The following is a 20,704-nucleotide window of genomic DNA, read 5'->3' on the forward strand; positions in this document are numbered from 1 at the left end:
TTGATGTTTTTACTGTTGTGATCTGGCGGCCATCATTTTGTCTGTTTCCTGGAGGCTGAAGCGTGTGCTGACCACCGAATTTTTATTTTCTCCGGGGCGATATTTGATATAGGTGGTGGCTACAAACGTCTGGTCCGGCAGCAACTCGATGCCGCTGTATCCGCAATCCCAGGTTTTATAGCTGTGTAATAATTTGATGCGGTACTGGCCGGGTTGTTTGTTGATGATATCCTCGTATGTTCCAACCCAGGCCACATAGGCGTTTTTGGTGGGACTGTTTTTTCCCGTATCCCTGAAAACCACTACCAGTCTCCCATCCGCGCTATACTTCGCTTTATGACGGTCTCCCCATAATGCTTCCGGTAATGGCGCCGGCACAGACCAGGTGGCACCTTCATCGTTGCTCACCATGTAGAGGGATACTTTTTTTTCATTCTCTCTAATCATACACAGCAGCTGTTTCCCGGAGGGTGATCGGACAATCTCCGGCTCGCAGGGCTTCAGGCCGGCGGTATCCAGAATAGTGCGCATCGGCTCCCAGGTGAGGCCGCCGTCGCTGGAGACGCTTTGTGCGAGGATGCACGATTTTTGCTCCACCATTTCCCCGGGCCTTCTCCTATTGGTCATGCCCAGTAACTTTTTGCCGCCTTCAATGGGAATGATGGTGCAGAATGGCATCCCGACAGGCCCCAGCCCATTGCCTTTCATGGTGCTCCAGTTCCTGCCGTCAAAGATGGCCTGCTGCATATTTTTATCCGGGCCGCTGCCGGCAAATACGATGAGGTGCTGTTTCCCCGTGGGATCGGGCAGCAGGTAAATGGCGGGGCAATTCGCGGCGGTGATCCAGTTGGAGGGAACAGGCTGATTGTTCCAGGTGCGGCCGCCATCGTCGCTTCTTTTGAGCGGGCCGCATTTGCCGCCGTGGCCATAGGTCCATACGCAGTAGATGGTTTTCCCGTCCGGCATCAGTGCGGTGGTAGGCTGCCCGTTATAAATATCTTTTGTACCCTGCGCAACGATAACATGGCGGGCGGTATCAGCGGATAAATCCAGGACAGGCAAAAACTCCTTATCAATAAGTGAAGGCAATAGGAGTCTTGTAAGCAGTAAATACATGCTTATACTCATAACTGTGGAGGATTGAGTTGAATGAAGTGGAATTGTTATTTGTACTATATGTACTACATATAGACAAAATAAAAGAGAATTTTTAAGTTTTCCTAATTTTTGAGGAAAATTCTGGCAGGGAAAAGATAGAATGGCGGGACCCGAAGGTATTCAAACACGCGGGAAGGCAGGCCATGCCCATATTCACGGGGCGGACAGGCATGAAAACAAATGCTGAAAACCGCTGGTTATTATAACAGGCAGCGCTTATTAAGCAACAATTATATAACGGAATAAAACCTGTGTGATTATTTCAACCGGTCGAAGTGAGGTTTGAGATGTTCGTACATGCCTTTTTTGAAATCCTCTTTGGTGCCGTTCTTCAGGATATCCACCAGCCCGCGGTGGTCCACTTTGCCGCTATAGGGTTTATTCACAAGGGTGATAACGTAGGCGAATATCGGGAGCAGCATGATCTGGAACCGTTTGAGCGTACTATTGCCGGTCATTTCGTAGAGTTTGCCGTGAAAGGCAATTTCGTTCTTTACGAGGAAGGATTTGTCTTTATTGATCTCGCTGTTGGCGATCTTTTCCAGTTCATCTATATCCCCTTCGGTCATGCGGGCGTACAGAAGGTCCGCAAGCCCCATTTCCAGGACAAGGCGCAGTTCAAAAATATCCCGGAGGGTGATATCGTCGATCAGCAGCGGATCAAGCACGCGTTCGAAAGCCAGGAGGATATCCGGACTGGCAAGGACTGCTCCTTTCCGTTTACGGGTTTCGATCATTCCCAGCATCCGGAGCCGGCTAAGGGCTTCTCTTACCACATTGCGGCTAACCCCCAGCGCTTCCGCCAGATCTGTTTCTTTGGGCAGCGGGTCTCCAGGTTTGAGAGACATTTTTTTCAGATATTGCCTGAGCTTCACTTCCACATCGTCTGCCATCGTATTGGCCTTTACGCGCCCCAGGTTTTTGCTCAGATCATTTATAAACTCTTCATTCATCTTGCCCGATTAACTTTGCTATTATGTACTACAAATATAGTAAGGTTCTTTTGCTAAAATGATCAACAAGTATAAATAATTATAAATCAATAATATACATACATATTATACCTTCTCCCGCCGATATGTTACGCCAGGTAAGTTAAGAAAAGTAGCCGCAATCACGCTTTTTCTCCATTTTTGACCCTTTCTTAAACTATAAAGGCCTCCTTTCGGAAGCCTTTATATACGGATTAAATGCATCTATTTATTATAGGGAGTAACCAACAGTTTATATTTCCCATCCGTCAGCAACTTCTTTTGGAAGGAAATTTCCAATTGCTTTTTTTCTCCTTTAAATAAGGTGAAGTAGTTATCGTTCATGATCGCCGGCAATACACGCTCATTATTATCAGTCCTCACCAGTTGCACATGTATGGCAAATGCCGGGGAGGAAGCAGGGTTGGTAATAGAAGCCGTTATATAAGAACTGTCTCCGCGCTGCGCGATCGTCGATGTTACTTTCAAGCGGGCGGCGGGCAGTTTTTCAAGCGCGGTATAATCCGCCATGCGGCTGCTTCTCCAATAAAAATTCTCCGATTGCAGCGTGCCATTGGCATCTTTCAGTAGCAGGCGGATAAACTGCACATCGGACAATGCATTGCTCCGTTTACCATACACTTCAAAATCATATAGCGAATATCCCCATTCGGTGGCGCGTTTGCGCCCCAGCATACGCACGTAGCGGGCTGTTATCGGTTTGAAAGTGATGGTTTCAAGCCCGCCCTTGCCGGCATCACTTATATGTACATCCTTCCACGACAGCGCATCATCCGATACCTGAAGGTTGTAAGCGCGCGCATAGGCTGTCTCCCAATGCAGCAGTACACTGCTGATCTCCTGGCTGGCGCCAAGGTCCACATACACCCATTCATTGTCTGAATAACGGCTGCTCCAGCGTGATCCCGTGCTGCCATCCGCTACTGCCCCTGCCTCACCGCCTTCGGGTGAAAACGAAGAGGCAACCGCCTGTTTTTTAAACGCAAGGTTGTCAATATTAAAATTCAGGTCAAAACAACCGGTAGCCGTATTGGAAGCGGCACTCACCGTTACTTTTTTGCCAAAAGCCCTGGCAGGCGTTCCATCCAGTTTGTACACGACCGCTTCGGCCTGCAGCCCGCTAAGATCCCGCAACGTGGTATTGATCACCTTTACCGAGTTATCCGCGGCACTCCATTGTATATGCAGCGGCTCGCAGGCTTTTTTCACACCCCAGTAAGCGCCGGTGAGATCGTAATAATAATCGTAGGTCTGCCATACCAGGCTCGGATAAGCGGATTGGCTCATCCAGGTCATGATGCCGGATGCATCGTTCCACATGTGATGCAGCCAGCCTTCGTACATGGCCTGGTTGGTCTGGATGTTCACCAGCTGGGCTTTCCGGCAGTAGTCTTCAATGCCCGTTGCCGTACCGTAACTTTTATTGACCGCATCGTCATAGCGGTCCGGGCCGGCGTTAGCTGCGGAAGGGCCGAAGAAATGAAGGTCCCACATCTTGTTGCGCGGCCACCAGCTGCTGTCTGGTATGAATTTTTTGAAACTCTCAAAGGACGTGAACACGGCTGTGCCTATTTCTGTACGCAGCCCCCAGCCTGGCGTACCGCCAAAACCTCCGGGGTATTTTGTAAAATACCATGCGGGAACAAAGTTCGTCCAAGGGCCGCTGCCCGTTAATCCATCGGAATGCGAGTTCGCCTGGTAAAGACGGTCGTTGCCATCGTAGGTACTTACGTTTTCCTTCAGCCAGCCATTCAGCGGCGGCAGAGGATACCCTTCGTTGTCGCCGCACCATACGGCGATGCTGGGATGATTACGCAGTCGTTTGATCTTTTCCACCGCGTTCCGGTTAAACGCAAATACATCCTTCGGCAGGTTGGGATGGGAGTTCAGCCAGAAGTCATCCCATACGAGGATGCCGTATTTATCGCAGGCATTGTAAAACTCTTCGTCTGTGGTGCTGCCGATCCAGTTGCGGATCATGTTAAAGTTCATTTCCTTATGCAGCTTCAGCTTTGTATCATATTCGCTTCCGCGGCAGCGCAGCATGTATTCGGACATTCCCCAGTTACCGCCTTTGACGAAGATGCGTTTACCATTGATATGAATGTGCAGTACACCGCCCAGTGTATCGTAGCTGTATTGTTTTACACCAAAAGTGATCGTTTTGCTGTCTGATACATTTTCCCCGGAAACGAATTGCAGATCGCAGGTATACAACGGCTGACCGCCATAACCATTGGGCCACCACAGCTGCGGATGCTCGATTTCAGGATGGAACGAAACGTGTTCAGACTGCCCCGCGGCTATTTTTATTTTCTTCGTGAATTGGATATTCCCCGGCTGGATCGTACCGGATACAGTACCCTCCTTTGTTTCACCGGAATGATTATCCAGTTCCATGCTGATGCTCAGTTTTGCCCGCGAGGTATCCGGCAGCGCCGTACGTATCCAGGGATCGGTGATGGTCACCGGTCCGGAGCTGCCCAGGTACACGTCATCCGTAATCCCCATATTGAGGCCGGGCACATAGGGCATCCAATCCCAGCTGGCGCTTGAAATGTAAGTGGGGCTTGAATAATTCACGATCGGCGTACCAGGCCAGCTCACAAGCAGGGCCAGTACATTCGGTTTACCTTCCCGTAAAATACCGCTTACATCAAACTTGCCCCGGTCCATAAAACCATCCAGCAACCCAAGACGCTGGCCGTTCAGGAACACTTCGGCTTTGCGGTTCACGCCTTCAAAATTAAGCCATTGTTTTTCCCGCGTTTTACCGGCGGGTAGCGTAAACACTACCCTGTACCAGAAATCACGGTCGTATTTTGTTTTATCAACCTTGTAAATGTTATCGCCAAAATTGGGATCTTTCTCCTGTCCCGCTTCTACAAACGACCCGAACACCGTGCCCGGCACAATGCCTTTTACCCAGTTGCTATCGTCAAACCCCACATCATGCAACGCAGGTTGTGAATGTACTTCCGCTGCCGCCTTTATTTTCCAATGCACATCCTCATTGCTGCTGTTTAAACTGATCGTCCTGTCCTGCGCCTTTGCTGCCAGGCCTGTTATGATCAACAAACCCAGCAAACCTTTTCCTTTCTTTTTGAACATGTTTATTAATTATTTCCAGTTGAATACGCGTACAAAATACGGCCGGTAACGGTCTGCACTGCCGGGTTTGTTGAAGTTGCTGGCAAAATCCACGGGGTTGATGTTATAGGAAATCACCAGTTCCCCTTCCCTGCTCAGCGCATGATGCACGAATGCATTGTAGCTGATAAAATCGCCGCTGTACTTGTCGGGAATATGGTAGAGCGTGCGTTTGTTTGTCCACGGCCCTACCGGACTGTTCGCCTCCTGGATATAAATATCCAGCCCAAAGATGTTTTGTTGTGATACGAGATAATATTTCCCGTCCTTATAAAACACGTTCGGCTGTGTAATGTCATTGCAGACGTTATATTTCACCGGCGTGGCGCTCCATCCGTTCTCCCCGTAATATTCCCATGCCCCGTTCAGATCGTTGCCCGCCGCGCGGGCCACGTACATAAATGAAGTGAGATAACCGTTTTCGGTGCTGTACATATAAGTATACCCATCCGGCGCTTTCATGCTGCCCGCGCTATAGTTGCTGGACAGGTCCTTGTCTTTGACAAGCTGGCTGAGCTGCATGGACGGCAGGTCAAAAATGGCCAGGTCTGTGCTCACATGCGCAAAATCCCAGGTACCGTTGCCGGTTTTCCTGACATGGCTGAGCAGCATCTGGAACTTCCCATTATGCACCTGCCCGGCTCCGGGCCAGTACCAGTCCTGGTCTTCAGGTGCATTGCCATATTTGATCCAGGTTTCGCTTTGGTTTCCTGAACCGGGGTTCAGCTGGAAAAAACTTTGAAGGGAAGTATCCAGTTGCAGATGTGCGGCGTTGCGGCGCATCACGTTGTTCGTCCTGTTGCGGTCCGTGCTTACCTGCCCGAAAAAACTATCCTGGAATGACCATATGATGCGGCCGTCAGGCAGCAGTACGGAATAACAGCCGTCTCCGCCGTTCCAGTGCTGGTAACGGGTGAGGTAGTCATTATAATCCAGGTCGCTGTATACCGTCACGCGCGGGTCCCACCTGCCATTGCCCTGCAACAGTTCCAGGCGCGGGCCCGTAGCCAGTTCATTCCTTTTCAGTATACGCACGTACCAGTTCTTAACGATCCCGGCTTCGGACGTGACCCGGTAGGTATAACGGTTGCCTTTGGAGGCAAAATCAACTTTCACACCCCGCGCAGGTAATACGGTAGCCCCTTTGGAAACGGTTACCAACGGGCTGACGGCGCCCAGGTCCAGGTCGTCTTCCGCATATACCGTAATGGCAGCGGAGTCTGTACCGTTTACGATCTCTGTTTCCCCGGACTGGCCTTCGGCAAGCCTGAAGGAAATAATAGCGCGCTCCTGGCTCATGTAGCCGTCCAGCGGGTTCTTCATACAGGATGTGAGAATGCCGCCGGCTATCAATAACAATATCATTTTGTGCATGATGTCTATTTAAAACCGATCTGGATACCCAGGTTCACTACACGCTGGTTGATGTAGGCATCGCCCGCCGTGTTGCTACCCACTTCAGGGTCCTGCTGGTATTTATCGTAGTTGGTCCAGGTGAAAAGATTATACGCGCTCAGGTAAAGCCTCGCATTGTTGATACGTTTGGGCAGCCAGCGGCTCGGCATCTGGTAACCCATGTCCACCGTTTTCAGGCGTACATACCTTGCATCTATCAGCCAGAAGTCGGACATGTAGGTGCGCGCGCTGTTTACAGTGGTCGGGTTGCTGGTGAGTCGCGGAAATTGTGCGTTGGCTGCATTCTCCGGCGTCCATCTCTCCTGGTGAATGGGCTGGAACTGGCTCTGGAAGGTTTCGATACCCGTGCCCACTACGCTGAAGCTGTAACCAAAGGAACCCTGGAACAGCAGGTTGATGCTGAAACCTTTGTAATTGACTCCGAGCGTAAGCCCCAGTACAGTGCTTGCAAGGTTCGGTTTGCCGATCGGCCCCTGGTCGTTGTTGTCAATTACACCGTCGCCGTTGATGTCTTTGTATTTGAGATCGCCCGGCTGTATAGGATATTCGGTAAGCGGCGTGGCAGGTTTGTCATGCGCATTGGCCTGTATCTTCGCCACATCGTCCGGCGTGTAATAACCAAGGAAAGTGTAGCCGAACGGCTGATCGATCGGCAGGCCCGTTTGCCGCAGCCATGGATAGGCCGGCTGAGCTTCGTCCCTGAACAGCACTTTGTTCTTGAAGTACTGGAATACGAGGCTTGTATTGAAGTTCACACTGCGAATGCTTCCTCGGTAGTTCACCTGCCCGTCAAAACCGGTATTGCTGGTTTTTGCCACGTTGGTGGGACTGAAACCTACACCCAGCATATTGGGCACGGAACCTTTGCGCACCAGCTGATCATACCGGATATCATGAAAATAATCCACGGTAAAAGAGAGTTTATCCTTAAACAGGTTCACGTCGATCCCTACGTCCGCCTTTTTTGCTTTTTCCCATGTCACGTCCAGGTTTCCTAAATCGCCTTCGTAGATGGAACCATTCGAGGTGTGGCTTTCCCCGAAAGAATAACCGCCGCCGTTCTCATACTGCTGACGGAAAAGGTACCGGTTGCCCGAGGTCACATCCGAACCTACCACACCATACGAGCCACGCAGTTTCAACAGGCTCACGAAACTGACATTATCCTTAAAAAACGGCTCCTGCGATATACTCCAGCCGATGCCCACCGCGGGGAAAAATCCATTTCTTTTCTTCGCCTGGAATCGGTCTGAACCATTGTAGGCGCCGTTGAAGTCGATCAGGTATTTCTGTTTGAAATTATAACCGGCTTTGAAAGAAAAACCCCTGAAGTTCGCCGGGATGTCCGACTTGAAGGAATAACTCTGCCGGTTGTACAGCGCCAGCGCGTTCAGGGCATGATCACCGAAAGTGCGGTCGTAGCTCAGGAACGCCTGTGTGTTGATATTGCGGCTGTAAAGATCCGTATTCCCCGTTACACGATAGGATTGCAGGCGGTAATTTCCACGCGGGTCCAGCGTATACGACTGATCCACGGGATTATAATAAAATGAAGGCGGTTCCGCTTCGCGGAACAGATTTCTTGAATATTGCTCAATACCCGCATAGGCCACGCGCCCGGTCAGGGAAAGACCTTTGGTCAGAAAATCGAGTTGCTGCGTGGCGCCGAACAGTACGTTGAAGTCTGTTCTTTTGCTGCGGCTGTAACCGCCGTTGGCCAGCCTGGCGTTGAGCGTGGGCAGCGCGTCTTTTGTATCCGCGGCGTAGGCGTAGCTGCCATTCGGGTTCATCAGCGGCGCTGAGTAAGGATGTATCTTTTCAAAATTATATACTTCAGACACCACGTTGGCCGAGCGCGGCTGGTTGATATCGCCAAAGCGGGTGGTAAGGTCCAGCCGGAGCGTCAGCGTTTTGGTGGCGCGCATATCGAGGTTGGAGCGGAAGTTGTACCTGCGGAAAAAATAGTTGGTGTTCACCTCATTCCTCGGATCGGAAAAGTCTTTCACCAGGCCGTTTTGCGTAAGAAAACCGCCGGAAACAAAATATTTCACTGCTTCGGTACCCCCTGATATATCTACATTGCTATTGACCTGGTAGGCGTGTTTTTTAAATACGGCATCGTACCAGTTGATGTTCGGATGGCCGAAAGGGTCTTCCCCGTTCTGGAACAGCTCAAGATCGCGGTCTGTAAACCTCAGCGGCAATCCATCGTTTTTGTAGGCTTCGTTGACCAGCACCGCTGTGTTGTAAGAGTCGAGGAACTGCGGCGTTTTCACCGGCGACTGCTGGCCGGATTCCACGCGGAGGTTCACCTGCGGGCGTCCGCTTTTACCACGGCGGGTAGCCACTACCAATACGCCGTTCGCGCCTTTGATACCATAAATCGCCGTGGTGGAGGCATCTTTCAGGATGGAAATGCTTTCAATCTCATTCACGTTGATCTGCTGCAACTGATCGTAGGAATATTCGATATCGTCCACGATGATAAGCGGTCTGTTACCATCCACATTCAGCGAGCTCACACCGCGGATAAAGAAATCCGAAGCATCCCTTCCCGGCTGGCCGGACCGCTGCTGCGATACAAAGCCGGGGAGTTTGCCCATCAGCGCGTTCTGCACGTTAGCCGTTGGTACGTTCCTGATCTCCGCGCCGGTAATGGCGCTTACCGCACCTGTACTGGTAATACGTTTGGCCGCATTAAACCCTACGATCACCACTTCATCGAGGCCCTGTGTGGAGGCCTGCAACACCACGTCTATAGTAGATTGGCCGGCTACATCGATCTCCTGGCTGGTGAAGCCGATCAGTTTTACGATCACGGTATTGGAAGTGCCTTTCAGCGTCAGTTTAAACTTGCCGTCCGGATCGGCGATCACCCCGTTGGTGGGCAATCCTTTTTCCGAAATGGCAGCGCCGGGCAGCACACCGTTCAGGTCTTTTACAGTGCCGCTGATAATTTTTTGCTGGGCCGCCAACGATAAAGGCAGGGCGGCTATCAGCAGGAAGAACAGTATAATATTTTTCATCTTCTTCAGTTATAATTCATGAAAGGAATGAGGATCACCAGCCCGGGTTCTGGCGCATGTTATCGTTCTTCACCACTTCGTCGTACGGGATAGGATAGAAGTACATTTTTGGCGCTGAAAACACGGGTTTGAACACCTCTACTACATTATAGTTAAAAGCAGGTCCTTCCTTGATGATACTCATGCCGTGCAGTGCTCTGCCATACACCTGTTGCGCAATCTTCCAGCGGCGGATATCCCAGAAACGGTGTTCTTCAAAAGCCAGCTCTATCCTCCGTTCATTCCGGATAATGGCGCGCATTTCTTCCGGGGTCATGTTTTCCTTCAGACCATACATCCCGTCGGCTCCGGCTGCAATGCCCGCGCGGGCGCGCAGGTCTTTCAGCACCTGGAATACTTCGCCGGTGGCGCCGTTGTATTCGTTTTCGGCTTCGGCAAAATTGAGCAGCACTTCCGTGTAACGCAGGAAGATCCAGTCATGGCTGGTATTGCTGTACTGGGTGGCGTTTTCAAAGTTCCCCATGAACTTGCGCATGTAATACGAAGTTTTAGTGCCGGGCTCCGCGCCACCGGGCCTGTGCTGGCCACCTTCAAAGGTTTGCAATTCTACATTCAGCCAGCGCGCGCCATTGTAAAGGATACTCATGGTCAGGCGCGGATCGCGGCGGGCGTAGGGCTCATTGGAATTGTAGCCTGAAGCGGGATCGGTGATCGGCAGGCCTGTGTTGGTCGGGAAGGCGTCTACCAGTTCCTGCGTGGGATTGGTGCGGCCGCGCGCTACCTGGGCAAAACCTACCGGCCCGTTGGTGTTTTCAATATCCGTATTATTACCTCCCTGGCGGAAGAAGAGGATTTCACTATTGTTCTGGGTAATAAATACGTCCTTGAAATTGGGCATCAAAGAGAAAGTATGCTCGTCGATCAGTTCGCGCGCGGCGTCAGCGGCCAGTTTCCAGCGTTCTTTGTCATAACTGGCATAACCGGTAAGCGGATTATTTGCGTCGATATTCTGCCCGTTGTACAATGGACTGGCGGCATACAACAATACACGGGCTTTTAACGCCAGGGCAGACCCCCTCGTGGCGCGGTGGCTGTTCAGCTCCGGCGCTGCCACAGGATTGGGGCGCAGGCTGTCTTTGATCGCATCGCATTCCGCAACGATATAATTCACACAATCCGCGAAAGAACTACGGGGCACCTGCACGTCATCCCCCAATACCCTTACTTTATCGCCCATCAGCGGAATGCCGCCATATCGTTTCAGCAGCTCGAAATAAAACAGCGCCCTGATAAATCTCGCTTCGGATTTCCAGGCGTAACGGATGGAGCGGCCGTTGGGCAGTTTTTCTTTAACGGGTGATATATCGATGTTGGAAACAAAAATGCTGGCGGCGCGGATAGCTGCGTAGCTGTTGTTCCATGGCGTTTCGTCCCCCAGTGTGGCATAGGAGGTATATGCGCCGGTAGCCAGCTGCAATGCAACGGAAGTACCAACGAGGCCGGAGACTGCATCGTCGGACGCGGCATCCAGCAGGTCGCCGCCCACGCGGTTGTAGCCGCCCGGCAGCCTGGAATAAATGCCATTGAGGAATTTATTGGCGTACGTGCCCAGTGAATCATCCTGGTCAAATACATATTCTATCGTTACTTTTTCAAGCGGTATGACTTCGTAATCCTTTTTGCAGGCAACCATGGCAGCAAGGCAGCCGGCCACGAGGATCATTATGCGGAATTGCTTCATTGTGCTTTATTTAGATGGCTGACTAGAATTTAACATTGATACCGGTATTCAGCACCCGTTGAATGGGATATGCACCCACTCCCACTTCCGGATCCACGAAGTCGTAAGCGGCGTGTGTAAACAGGTTTTGCGCATTGGCGAATATTTTTACGCTGCCCAGCTTCACCCGGCGCGTCCAGCTGTAAGGGAGATTGTAGGCGAGGCTTACATTTTTCAGCCGGAAATAATTACCGTTGCGTACCCAAAAGGAAGAGCTTGCTTTGTTGTAACTATTGTTCGCATCGGCGGTCAACCGGGGATAAGTGGCCGTAGCGGCGGTCTCAGGCGTCCAGCGGCCGGTGATCTGTTCGTAGGCCTGGCCGTAGGTAAAGTTGAGGAACTGGAAACCGGCTTCAGTAGCGAAATTCGCCACGTAGTTCACCCTGTTTGCCACACCCTGCAACAATGCGCTCGCTTCAATGCCTTTCCATGCAAAACCGATATTGACGCCGTAATAAATCCGTGGCTTGTAGGTACCGATAGGCGCTTCGTCAAACTGGTTGATAGTGCCGTCGCCATTCAGGTCTTTATAGCGGATATCGCCGGGCAAAGGTTTATATCCCGCAATCGTTGCGCTGCCTTCGGCTTCTTCGGCCGACTGGAAAAAGCCGTCCGCGATGTAGCCAAAGGGCATACCTACCGGCTGACCGGTCCGTTTATTCCATTCATACTCCCGGCGCTGCTCGTCTCTGAAAATCGATTTGCTTTGTTCGATGCTGCCGTTCGCGGTAATGAAATAATTAAAATCATTCACCCGGCCCTGGTACGTCAGTGTAAGTTCGCCGCCTTCGTACTGGTTGATGCCAATATTCTCCGGGGGATAATTGGCACCGGACAATGCGATGCTTTTACCTCTTATCTGCAACAGGTTTTCATAGCGGTCGTGGTAATAGTCGCCGGTGATCTGTAATTGATTATTAAACAACGACACATCGATCCCCACATCCAGCTTGCGCGCGGTTTCCCAGGAGATATTCACATTGGCCAGGCCGTTTTCCTGGAAAGCCGATGCGGGCGAGCGGGCGATGCCCTGGGCGTACACCCCGCCGCCAATACCGTTATTCTCACTGAAGTCCTGGCGCCAGATGTAATAACCTGAATTATCGATACCATTGCCGGTATGGGCGTAGGTGCCTCTCAGCTTCAACTGGTCCATCCAACCTGCATTACCTTTAAGAAAATCTTCCTGCGCCAGGTCCCAGCCGATGCCTCCCGCGAAGAAGGTGCCGTACTGTTTGCCCGGCATATAACGGTTGTAGCCGCTCCTGTTGAGCGCGCCTTCAACAAAATATTTATTTGCATAGTTATAAGCGACCTTACCGGATATGTTCGTGGCTTTGCCAGGCAGGTCATAGTTAAAGATCGTCTGCCGGCTATCCGCCAGCACTACCGCGTTCAGGCCATGACGGCCGAATTGCCTGTCGTAGTTCAGCGATACCTGCCCGAAAAAATACTGGGCGTTAAAAACAGACATAAAATTATTCCGTTGCGCAACCGCGTCCCCGTATTTGCTGTACAGCGTATCTCCCTGCGTCACGCCCATCCTGTATACCAGCTCGCGTTTGCTGCGGTCGATGGCGTTGGCTGACTGTATGGACAGGTTGCCTTTTCCTTTTACGGATAGCCCCGGCAGCCAGTCGCCCAGGTCGTAGCGGATGTCCACATTGGCCATCACGTCTTTGCTGTTATCCTGGATGTAGCCGCTGTTGAGCGTCTGGGACAGCAGGTTCGTGTTAAGGTTGTTTGTACCGCCCCAGCTACCGTTGAGGTTGCGGATGGGATAGGCGGCATTGGGCGTTGCCAGTAATGCGCCCAATATATCGCTGGTGCCGGCGCCGGGCTGCGTTCCTTCCTGGAGGCGGCCAAAGAGCTGCATGCTTATATTCAGGCTTTCCGTTACATCAATACTCACGTCTGTGTTGATCAGGTAACGTTTCAGGCCGGCGTTGGTGTTGTAGTTGTTGGCAGGGGAAGTTCTGAAGATGCCTTGCTGGTCCGTATAGTTCAGCGACACGGAATATCGGGCCACGTTGCCGCCACCATTAATGTTCAGGTTATAGCGTGATAGCGGCGCATTGTCACGCAGGATGGCATCGTACCAGTTCACGTCCGGGTGAGTGTACGGACTGCTATAATCGCGGAATGCGATAAAGTCGGCTTCCTTGTACAGTGGTTCTTTCCCATCGTTCTGCAAGGCTTCATTCAGCAGGTACGCGTATTGCCAGGCGGGCAAAGGTTTTGGCAGGTTCAGTGATTGTTGTACGCCTGTCTGCGCGGTGAACGATACCCGTGGTTTCCCGGCGCGGGCGCGTTTGGTGGTCACCAGCAAAACGCCCCGTGAGCTGCGCTGACCGAGCAGGATCGTTGAAAGCCCGTCTTTCAGCACAGAGATGGATTCTATATTTTCAGGATCGATGGAAAACACGTCCCGTTGTACGCCGTCTACAATTGTTACCGGCACCTGCCCGCGCAGGATCAAACCCATTTCTGTATTGTCATTCGGCTCCAGTGCGCCCGGCCTGGGAATGTTGCCTACAAATATGTCCACATCAAAATTGTCGCCGGTAGCGGGATTGCGGAACCCGCTGCTTTGCTGGGTATACAGCCCCGCCAGACGGCCGGGTAATGCGTAGGCGTATAAAGTAGCCGGTGTGGTGGAAAGCTGGTTAGTATACACCGTGCCCACGGCGCCCACCATGCTTTTCGGGGAGGCCTCGCCATACAGCACAGGGATACGCTGCGGCGCTGGGATATACACTTCTTCCATGCGTAGCGTCAGTGGTTTGGTATCGCGTACTTTGTGCTCGATCGTATAATACCCGGGGTATTGAATGATCAGTGTATTGTTCACGGCCGCACGCACGGTAAATCTGCCCGCGGCATCGGTGCTGGTACTGTCATTTGTGCCTTTTACAAAAATGGCGGCCCCGGCAACGGGCTGGCCGTAGTTATCCGCCAGCAGACCGGCCACTGTGCCCGGTTGCTGCGCCCGCACGCTCCCGCACAACGCGAGCACCAGGCAGGCAAGCACTGAAATATATCGTGAAAAGTAGCTGTTAGCCATTGTATCAGTTTTTGGAACGGTAGAGGTTATTGGCATTTAAATGTGTAGACGAAAGGGTTGGCGGTATTGCTATACCCTACTTTTACGGTCCCGGAAACATCGGTAAAGAAATACTCGATCCGCTCCAGCGTCTGCCCTTCCTGCATGTTAAAGTAACCACGCGGCCAGAAGGTGATAGCGGATTTATTGCCGGTATATTTTTTCAGCTTCGTGACGTCTGTTTGCGCGCAGGCGTCCAGCACCTGCCCGTCGGTTGTATATCCTTTGGCGCATAGATAAATGCTGCCCACACCATTCAGCGCCGTAGGCACTACGTCCGGGTCAAAACTCAGGGTGAGGAAATCATTATCCGTAGCCATGCCCGGCGTAACGGCGGCTATCTGCGGATTACAGAAATCGATCACATCGCCGGGCCCGCCGGTTACGCTGAAGCAGTCTTTGAACTGGCATTTGTATACATTATTGGAGCCAAATACATCGCTCAGGCCTTCTGAACTGGTGCCCAGGAAATAACCTGTTTTGAACATCACGTTTTCCGGCCCTGCTTTGGTCACGATCTTTACATTGATGTTGTCTTTCACGCCCTGCGGCGCATTGTAGGTCTGCTCCGTCCAGAACACGACCCACTCCAGGTCGTCCGTCATAAAATTACCGCCCATGCCAAAGCGGGTTCTCAACGCCGCCGGCCAGTTCTGCCCCCCGTTTGCGATCACGGAAGCCGGCACCGGTACCATCCTGCCGTTACCATATGAAGTAGTCGTAAAAGTGATAGTGGAATTCGTGGAAGCCGACCAGCTTTTAGGCGCCAGGAAACCGATGATCAGCCTCACGTTGGAACGCCCCCCATCCGCCACATCAATGCGGGTGCGCATGGTGATGGTTATATCCTCCCCTGCCGTGGCAGACGTGGGCTGATCCACCCCTTCAAGGAATACGCAGCCCGCCAGCAGAAGCAGGATCAGGCATATGCCGTATGTATATTTTTTCATATCGTGCTGTGAGTTGTGTTGGATTAGGGATTCACTCTTTCAAGTGTGTACAGGTAAGTATTGGCGGCGCAGCCGGGACTGAAGGAAAAACTCATATTCCGTTTTCCGGCTACTACCGGGTAAGTAAAACTGGTACTCACCGGTGCGCCGGTGCCCGCCTGCCTGAAAGTGATCCGGAACGGGTATTTCGGGTCATCCAGCGCATAGCTGCCGTTTTTGCTGACAACGAAAGGCAAAGGGTTTTCTATGGTATATTGAAGATCGGTGGTGAACTTTATCCTGAACTGTGTAAAGTCAGTCAGCGTGGTAATATCCACCCCATTCCGCAACGCTTTGATCACGCGCCACTCGCCGGCGATATCTTTCGCCTGTTCGGGCACGAGTATTTCCTTTTGTTTGCAGGAGTTGATGACCAGCAATAGTGTTGTCATCAGTAAACATATCGGGAATCTGGATTTCATGATGTTGTTTTTTTACCAGGATGGATTTTGTTTTAACTCGGGCGATTTCGCCGTTTCGCTCTGCGGAATGGCCCACAGGTACATGGCCTCCCGGAAATTGTGTTTGCGTACGGGAAAGACAGTATAGGTTACGGCGCTGCCGTTTCGCCTGATCTCCATGCCGGTCATTTGTTTGTTTTCCGTTTGCGCGGCGATCTTCCATCTCCTTACATCCCAGAAGCGGTGGCCTTCAAAAGCCAGCTCCACCCTTCGTTCCGCACGGATGTTTTCCCGCATCTGTTCTTTTGTAAGCCCGTCGGGGAGCTCGTAAGGCAGCAGGCCCGCGCGTCTGCGCACCAGTTCCACGGCGTCGTATACTTCCTGTGACGGGCCGGAGTATTCGTTGGTGGCTTCGGCAAAATTGAGGAGCACTTCCGCGTAACGCATTAGTGGAAAGCAGCGTTGAGAGCCGTGTATAAAGTTGGCCGCGATGTTTTCGTCGAGCATTTTATTCGTGTAATAACCGGTAGGCGTGCCCGCGTGCACCGCATCCTGGCTCACGCCTTTGCCATCGGGGCCGAGATAGATGTTGACCGGTTCTTTCAGCCCGTTATTTTGTATCAACGGCATCTGGTCGCGGATCACGGAATAAGCCAGCCGTGGGTCGCGGTCCTTGTACGGGTCAGCCGCATTGTAGCCGGATGTGGGATCGGTGATGGGCTTACCGTTGGCCATCGTGAATGCATCCACAAATTCCTGGTAAGGAAACCCGCCCTTGGCGCCATTCCGCGACGGCGGCTGCCATGCGCTTTCCAATTCCCGGTTGCCATCCTGCATTTTGGCCATGATGTATTCAGGATTTACCCGCAGGGTAAATAATTTATAAAAACCATACCCCCGTGCGGTCGTATTGTCTTCGTAGAGCGAATAAGCGGCAGTGGTCATCACAGCGGTGGCGGCATCGGCGGCCAGTTTCCAGCGCTCCGGCACATTATCTGTATAACCGGTCACCGGGTTCTGCGGATCGATATTACCACCGTTGAACAACTGGCTGGCGGCATACAGCAATACCCTTGCCTTGAGCGCCATGGCAGCGCCGCCGCTGGCCCGGCCATAATCTTCCCGTATCCTTTCCAGGGGCAATGAAGCGGCTACGGCATCGCATTCGGAAACGATGTAGTCCACACATTCTTTGTAAGTATTCCGTACCGAAGGAATTTTGTCTTCTACCTTAAATACGGAATCACCCAGGAGCGGGATACCACCGTAATGTTTCAGCAAAACGGCATAATACCATGCCCTCAGAAAACGTGCTTCCGCGCTCATCGCATTGCGGATGTGAGAAGGGATCGGCGATCCGGGCAGGTGTTTCAGCAGCTGGTTCACCCGGCGGATGTTCGTGTAAGGCAGGTTCCAGGCATCGGCGGTGATGATGGAAGGATTGACGGTGCCCGTGGCGAATTGAATGGAAGTGGTCACCGTGGCCGACTTCTGCGGCTCCGCCTCGTCGCTTGCCGCGTCCAGGCCGCCGTTGCCAAAGCGGGTGGCGTTTTCGGCAAAACCGATGTCTATGTAAATGTTGGTGAGGAATGCCACCGTGCGGGCACTGTCTGAAAATACGGTTTCTTCGTTCAGGTTGGTGGTTTCCGTCTGGTCCAGGAAGTTCTTTTTACCACAGGAAAACAGGATAAACATTCCCAGGCACAGGCATGCAGGAGCAGCGAACGTGAATTTCTTTGTCATAACGTTAATACGTGGAAGCGTCCAGCTTTTGGTGATAAAATTTGCTAAGAAGGCATGACGGCGCCCGTTCGTAAAAGCTGCCTTTTACAGTATTGTAGCCGTAACGCGATTTTTCTGATCAGTTACTCATTGTCCCTATTAGTAATGACACTTTAAGAAAACGATACCGCCATCCCTTCTTTAATTTTTTATTGAATTCCAGCAATGTCCCGGTTGAGATCTTCTCGCAACCTGCCATTCGGCGGTCGGGTTCCTGATAGAATATTAACCGGATCAACTCCGGATCAAATCTTGTCTCATTTTGCCATTAGGCTGTAAAAAGGCCATTCTTCGACCCACTTTATGTAACCTTTATGTTGAAGTAGGCCCAAAGTGGCCATAGTACTGCCTTACGGTAGGGATAAAGCATAGATGTCCCATATATAAGGCATATATATCCCATAGATAAGGCATATCTATAAGATATGCCTTATCTATGCTTCAAGTATGCTTTAATAATGCTTCGATAATGGGATATCATAACGATACTTTAGCCCTGCGGCTACGTAAAGGTTATTGTATGGTAAAGGGGTAATAGGCAAAACACTATCATACGGGCACCTTCCAGGGAGGCTAAGCGGGTATAGACATTACTGAATCCCCCAACGCCGGTTCGGCTCCCTGCCCATTTCCAATACCAGCGTACCTCCGGCAGCGATATCCGCGTGATCGAGGTGACAGTAGGTATAGGGCTTCCCGTTCAGCCAGGCGCGCTGGATGTAACGGTTGGCGGGGGAATTGTTGCGGGTGCTGATGGTGAACTTTTTGCCTTTGGCATAGGCCGGGTCCAGGGCGAGGGCAACGGTATCGAATACCGGGCTGGTGATCTCGTAGCGGGTACTGCCGGGGCATACCGGGTGCAGGCCGCTGGCGGCGAGCACATACCAGGCGGACATCTGCCCTACATCCTCATTGCCCACCAGTCCTTCCACGGAATTATGATACGCGCGCGCGCAGATCTCCCGCGTCCATTTCTGCGTCAGCCAGGGTGCGCCCAGGCGGTTGAACAGGAAAGGAACGTGGTGAACAGGCTCGTTTGCATGATTGTAATAATCGTTCCACATCATGTTTTCCGGCACCTTATCGAAAAAAGCGGTCAGGTCGGCGAGTACCTTTTCTTTTCCACCCATGAGGGCCGTCATGCCGGGTACGTCCTGGGGTACAAACCAGCCTTGCTGGTAGGGGCTGCTTTCGATAGTGCCGTAACCTTGCCGCATACGGCCGTCTTCGGGCCAGGGTTGCCAGCTGCCGTCTTCATTGCGCGGGCGAAACCAGGCTTTGCCCGGATCAAACACATTACGGTAATTGCCGCCCCGCGCGGTATACGTTTTTTCATCTTCCCCCTTGCCCAGTGCGCCGGCCAGCCTGCCCAGGCACCAGTCGAAATAAGCATATTCCAGCGTGAGCGATACGCTCAGCCCGCCGGCAGAATATCCTTTGCCGCCGTTGCCAAACTTCTCTACAGAATTTTTAGCATAGGTATAGGCCTTTTCTACCTCAAAGCCACGTATCCCTTTGGCCCAGGCATCTGCAATAACCGATACGGCGGGGTTGCCGATCATGCAGCCGCTGTAGGCATTCAGAAATTCCCAGCGTTCGAGGTAATGGTTGCCGGTTTCATCCGCCAGCGTCACCAGCGAATTCACCATGTCATTTACCACAGCAGGGTTGATAATGGTCTGCAAAGGCATCTGGCTGCGGAATACATCCCAGCCGCTGAAGATGGTACGTTTGCTGAAGTTTTTCGCAGTGTGCGGTTTGCCATCGCCTCCCGGATACTTTCCGTCCACATCGGAAAAATTGCGCGGGTCTATCATGGTATGGTACAGTGCAGTGTAGAATACCGTCTTTTCTTCTTCGGTCCCGCCGGTGACGGCTATTTTCCCCAGTGCCTTATTCCACAGGTCCGTGGCCTGCCGCCTCACCGCTTCAAAATCCCAGTCTTTTATTTCCTGTTCCAGGTTGGCTTTCGCTCCATCGATGCTTACAAAGGAAATGCCTGCTTTCATCAGTACCTGCTCCTGGTCCGTGGTGGTGAACTCTGTATAAAAACCGAGGTGTTTGCCGGCCTTTTCTTTTACACCGGGCAACACGGCCGCTTTGCTTACCTGTTGCCGGTAACGGGCGCTTTCAATGTCTTCGCGTTTACGTGTCCATCCGTCCGGGATGTCCGCGCTCCAGACGCCATATTTCGAAAGCGGCTTGCTGAACTGCGCGTAGAAATACACCGTGTAATTGCCTTTCCCGTCTCCATTGCCCCAGCCGCCGCCGTCCGGCGTGCATTGCATGTACCCGGCAATAGTATAGTCATCTATTACTTTTACTTCCTGCCAGGTGGACGTACCGCCTACCCTCCGCGCAAGATCGATCTGTATGCGGGACTGCTGGTGCGCGGGAAAGGTAAACCGCATCATCCCGCTATGGGGAGCCGCCGCCATCTCCGCCCTGATGTTATGTTCGGTAAGCTGTACGGTATAATAACCCGCGGCCGTTTTTTCATCCTGTTTTGAGTAAGATGAACGGTAACCTTCTTCCGGATGTTGCTGGCTGCCGGCGGCGGTCTGCAAAGGACCGGTGGCGGGCATGACGAGAAAATTACCGAGATCGCCGTACCAGCCGATGCCGCTCATTTGTGTAAAAGCAAAACCTTCTATGGTTTTGTGCTCATAACTATACCCGGAGCCATTGTCGCCACCGGTGATGGTATTCGGGCTGAGCTGTACCATTCCGAAAGGCGTGGCCGCGCCGGGAAAGGTTTTGCCAAGACCGTGATAAATACCGGCGGCGCCTTCACTGGTACTTGCGCCGATAAAAGGGTTGACGTAGGAGGCCGGGCCCTGTGCCATTACTGTAGCGGGTAAGAAAAGGGCGGCGGCGAGGAATATCGTGATATTGGTTTTCACATCA

General features: G+C 52.1%; 11 protein-coding genes. All 11 read right to left on the minus strand.

Features of this window, described 5'->3' with window-relative positions:
• Positions 1-9 precede the first annotated feature (9 nt).
• The 11 genes from EG028_RS10980 to EG028_RS11030 all read right to left on the minus strand — a co-directional run bounded on the left by EG028_RS10980 (position 10) and on the right by EG028_RS11030 (position 20,700).
• Positions 10-1,128, minus strand: coding sequence for a sialidase family protein (locus EG028_RS10980; protein WP_123864634.1), 1,119 nt, complete (start codon positions 1,126-1,128; stop codon positions 10-12).
• A 287-nt stretch (positions 1,129-1,415) separates the two neighbouring features.
• Entirely contained in the window at positions 1,416-2,111 is a 696-nt protein-coding gene (locus EG028_RS10985; protein WP_120516476.1) for a FadR/GntR family transcriptional regulator, read from the minus strand.
• A gap of 243 nt (positions 2,112-2,354) precedes the next feature.
• Positions 2,355-5,261, minus strand: coding sequence for a discoidin domain-containing protein (locus EG028_RS10990; RefSeq protein ID WP_120516475.1), 2,907 nt, complete (start codon positions 5,259-5,261; stop codon positions 2,355-2,357).
• Between the two features lie 9 nt (positions 5,262-5,270).
• Positions 5,271-6,674, minus strand: coding sequence for a DUF5005 domain-containing protein (locus EG028_RS10995; protein WP_120516474.1), 1,404 nt, complete (start codon positions 6,672-6,674; stop codon positions 5,271-5,273).
• A 5-nt stretch (positions 6,675-6,679) separates the two neighbouring features.
• The gene (locus EG028_RS11000; protein ID WP_120516473.1) at positions 6,680-9,742 is read right to left on the minus strand and encodes a SusC/RagA family TonB-linked outer membrane protein; all 3,063 of its coding nucleotides are present in this window, start codon (positions 9,740-9,742) and stop codon (positions 6,680-6,682) included.
• A gap of 34 nt (positions 9,743-9,776) precedes the next feature.
• Positions 9,777-11,483, minus strand: coding sequence for a RagB/SusD family nutrient uptake outer membrane protein (locus tag EG028_RS11005; protein WP_120516472.1), 1,707 nt, complete (start codon positions 11,481-11,483; stop codon positions 9,777-9,779).
• 22 nt (positions 11,484-11,505) lie between these two features.
• The gene (locus tag EG028_RS11010) at positions 11,506-14,586 is read right to left on the minus strand and encodes a SusC/RagA family TonB-linked outer membrane protein (protein ID WP_120516471.1); all 3,081 of its coding nucleotides are present in this window, start codon (positions 14,584-14,586) and stop codon (positions 11,506-11,508) included.
• A gap of 26 nt (positions 14,587-14,612) precedes the next feature.
• Positions 14,613-15,575, minus strand: coding sequence for a DUF4961 domain-containing protein (locus tag EG028_RS11015; protein ID WP_120516470.1), 963 nt, complete (start codon positions 15,573-15,575; stop codon positions 14,613-14,615).
• A 23-nt stretch (positions 15,576-15,598) separates the two neighbouring features.
• Positions 15,599-16,036 carry a DUF5004 domain-containing protein gene (locus tag EG028_RS11020; protein WP_120516469.1) on the minus strand — a complete coding sequence of 146 codons (438 nt, stop codon included), beginning with the start codon at positions 16,034-16,036 and terminating at the stop codon, positions 15,599-15,601.
• Positions 16,037-16,048: 12 nt separating this feature from the next.
• Positions 16,049-17,758 (minus strand): RagB/SusD family nutrient uptake outer membrane protein, encoded by a 1,710-nt coding sequence (locus tag EG028_RS11025; RefSeq protein ID WP_120516468.1) that lies wholly within the window; start codon positions 17,756-17,758, stop codon positions 16,049-16,051.
• A 629-nt stretch (positions 17,759-18,387) separates the two neighbouring features.
• Positions 18,388-20,700 (minus strand): GH92 family glycosyl hydrolase, encoded by a 2,313-nt coding sequence (locus EG028_RS11030; protein WP_241559106.1) that lies wholly within the window; start codon positions 20,698-20,700, stop codon positions 18,388-18,390.
• Positions 20,701-20,704: the final 4 nt, after the last annotated feature.

The organism is Chitinophaga barathri, from assembly GCF_003807585.1.
GTDB classification, from domain to species: Bacteria; Bacteroidota; Bacteroidia; order Chitinophagales; family Chitinophagaceae; genus Chitinophaga; species Chitinophaga barathri.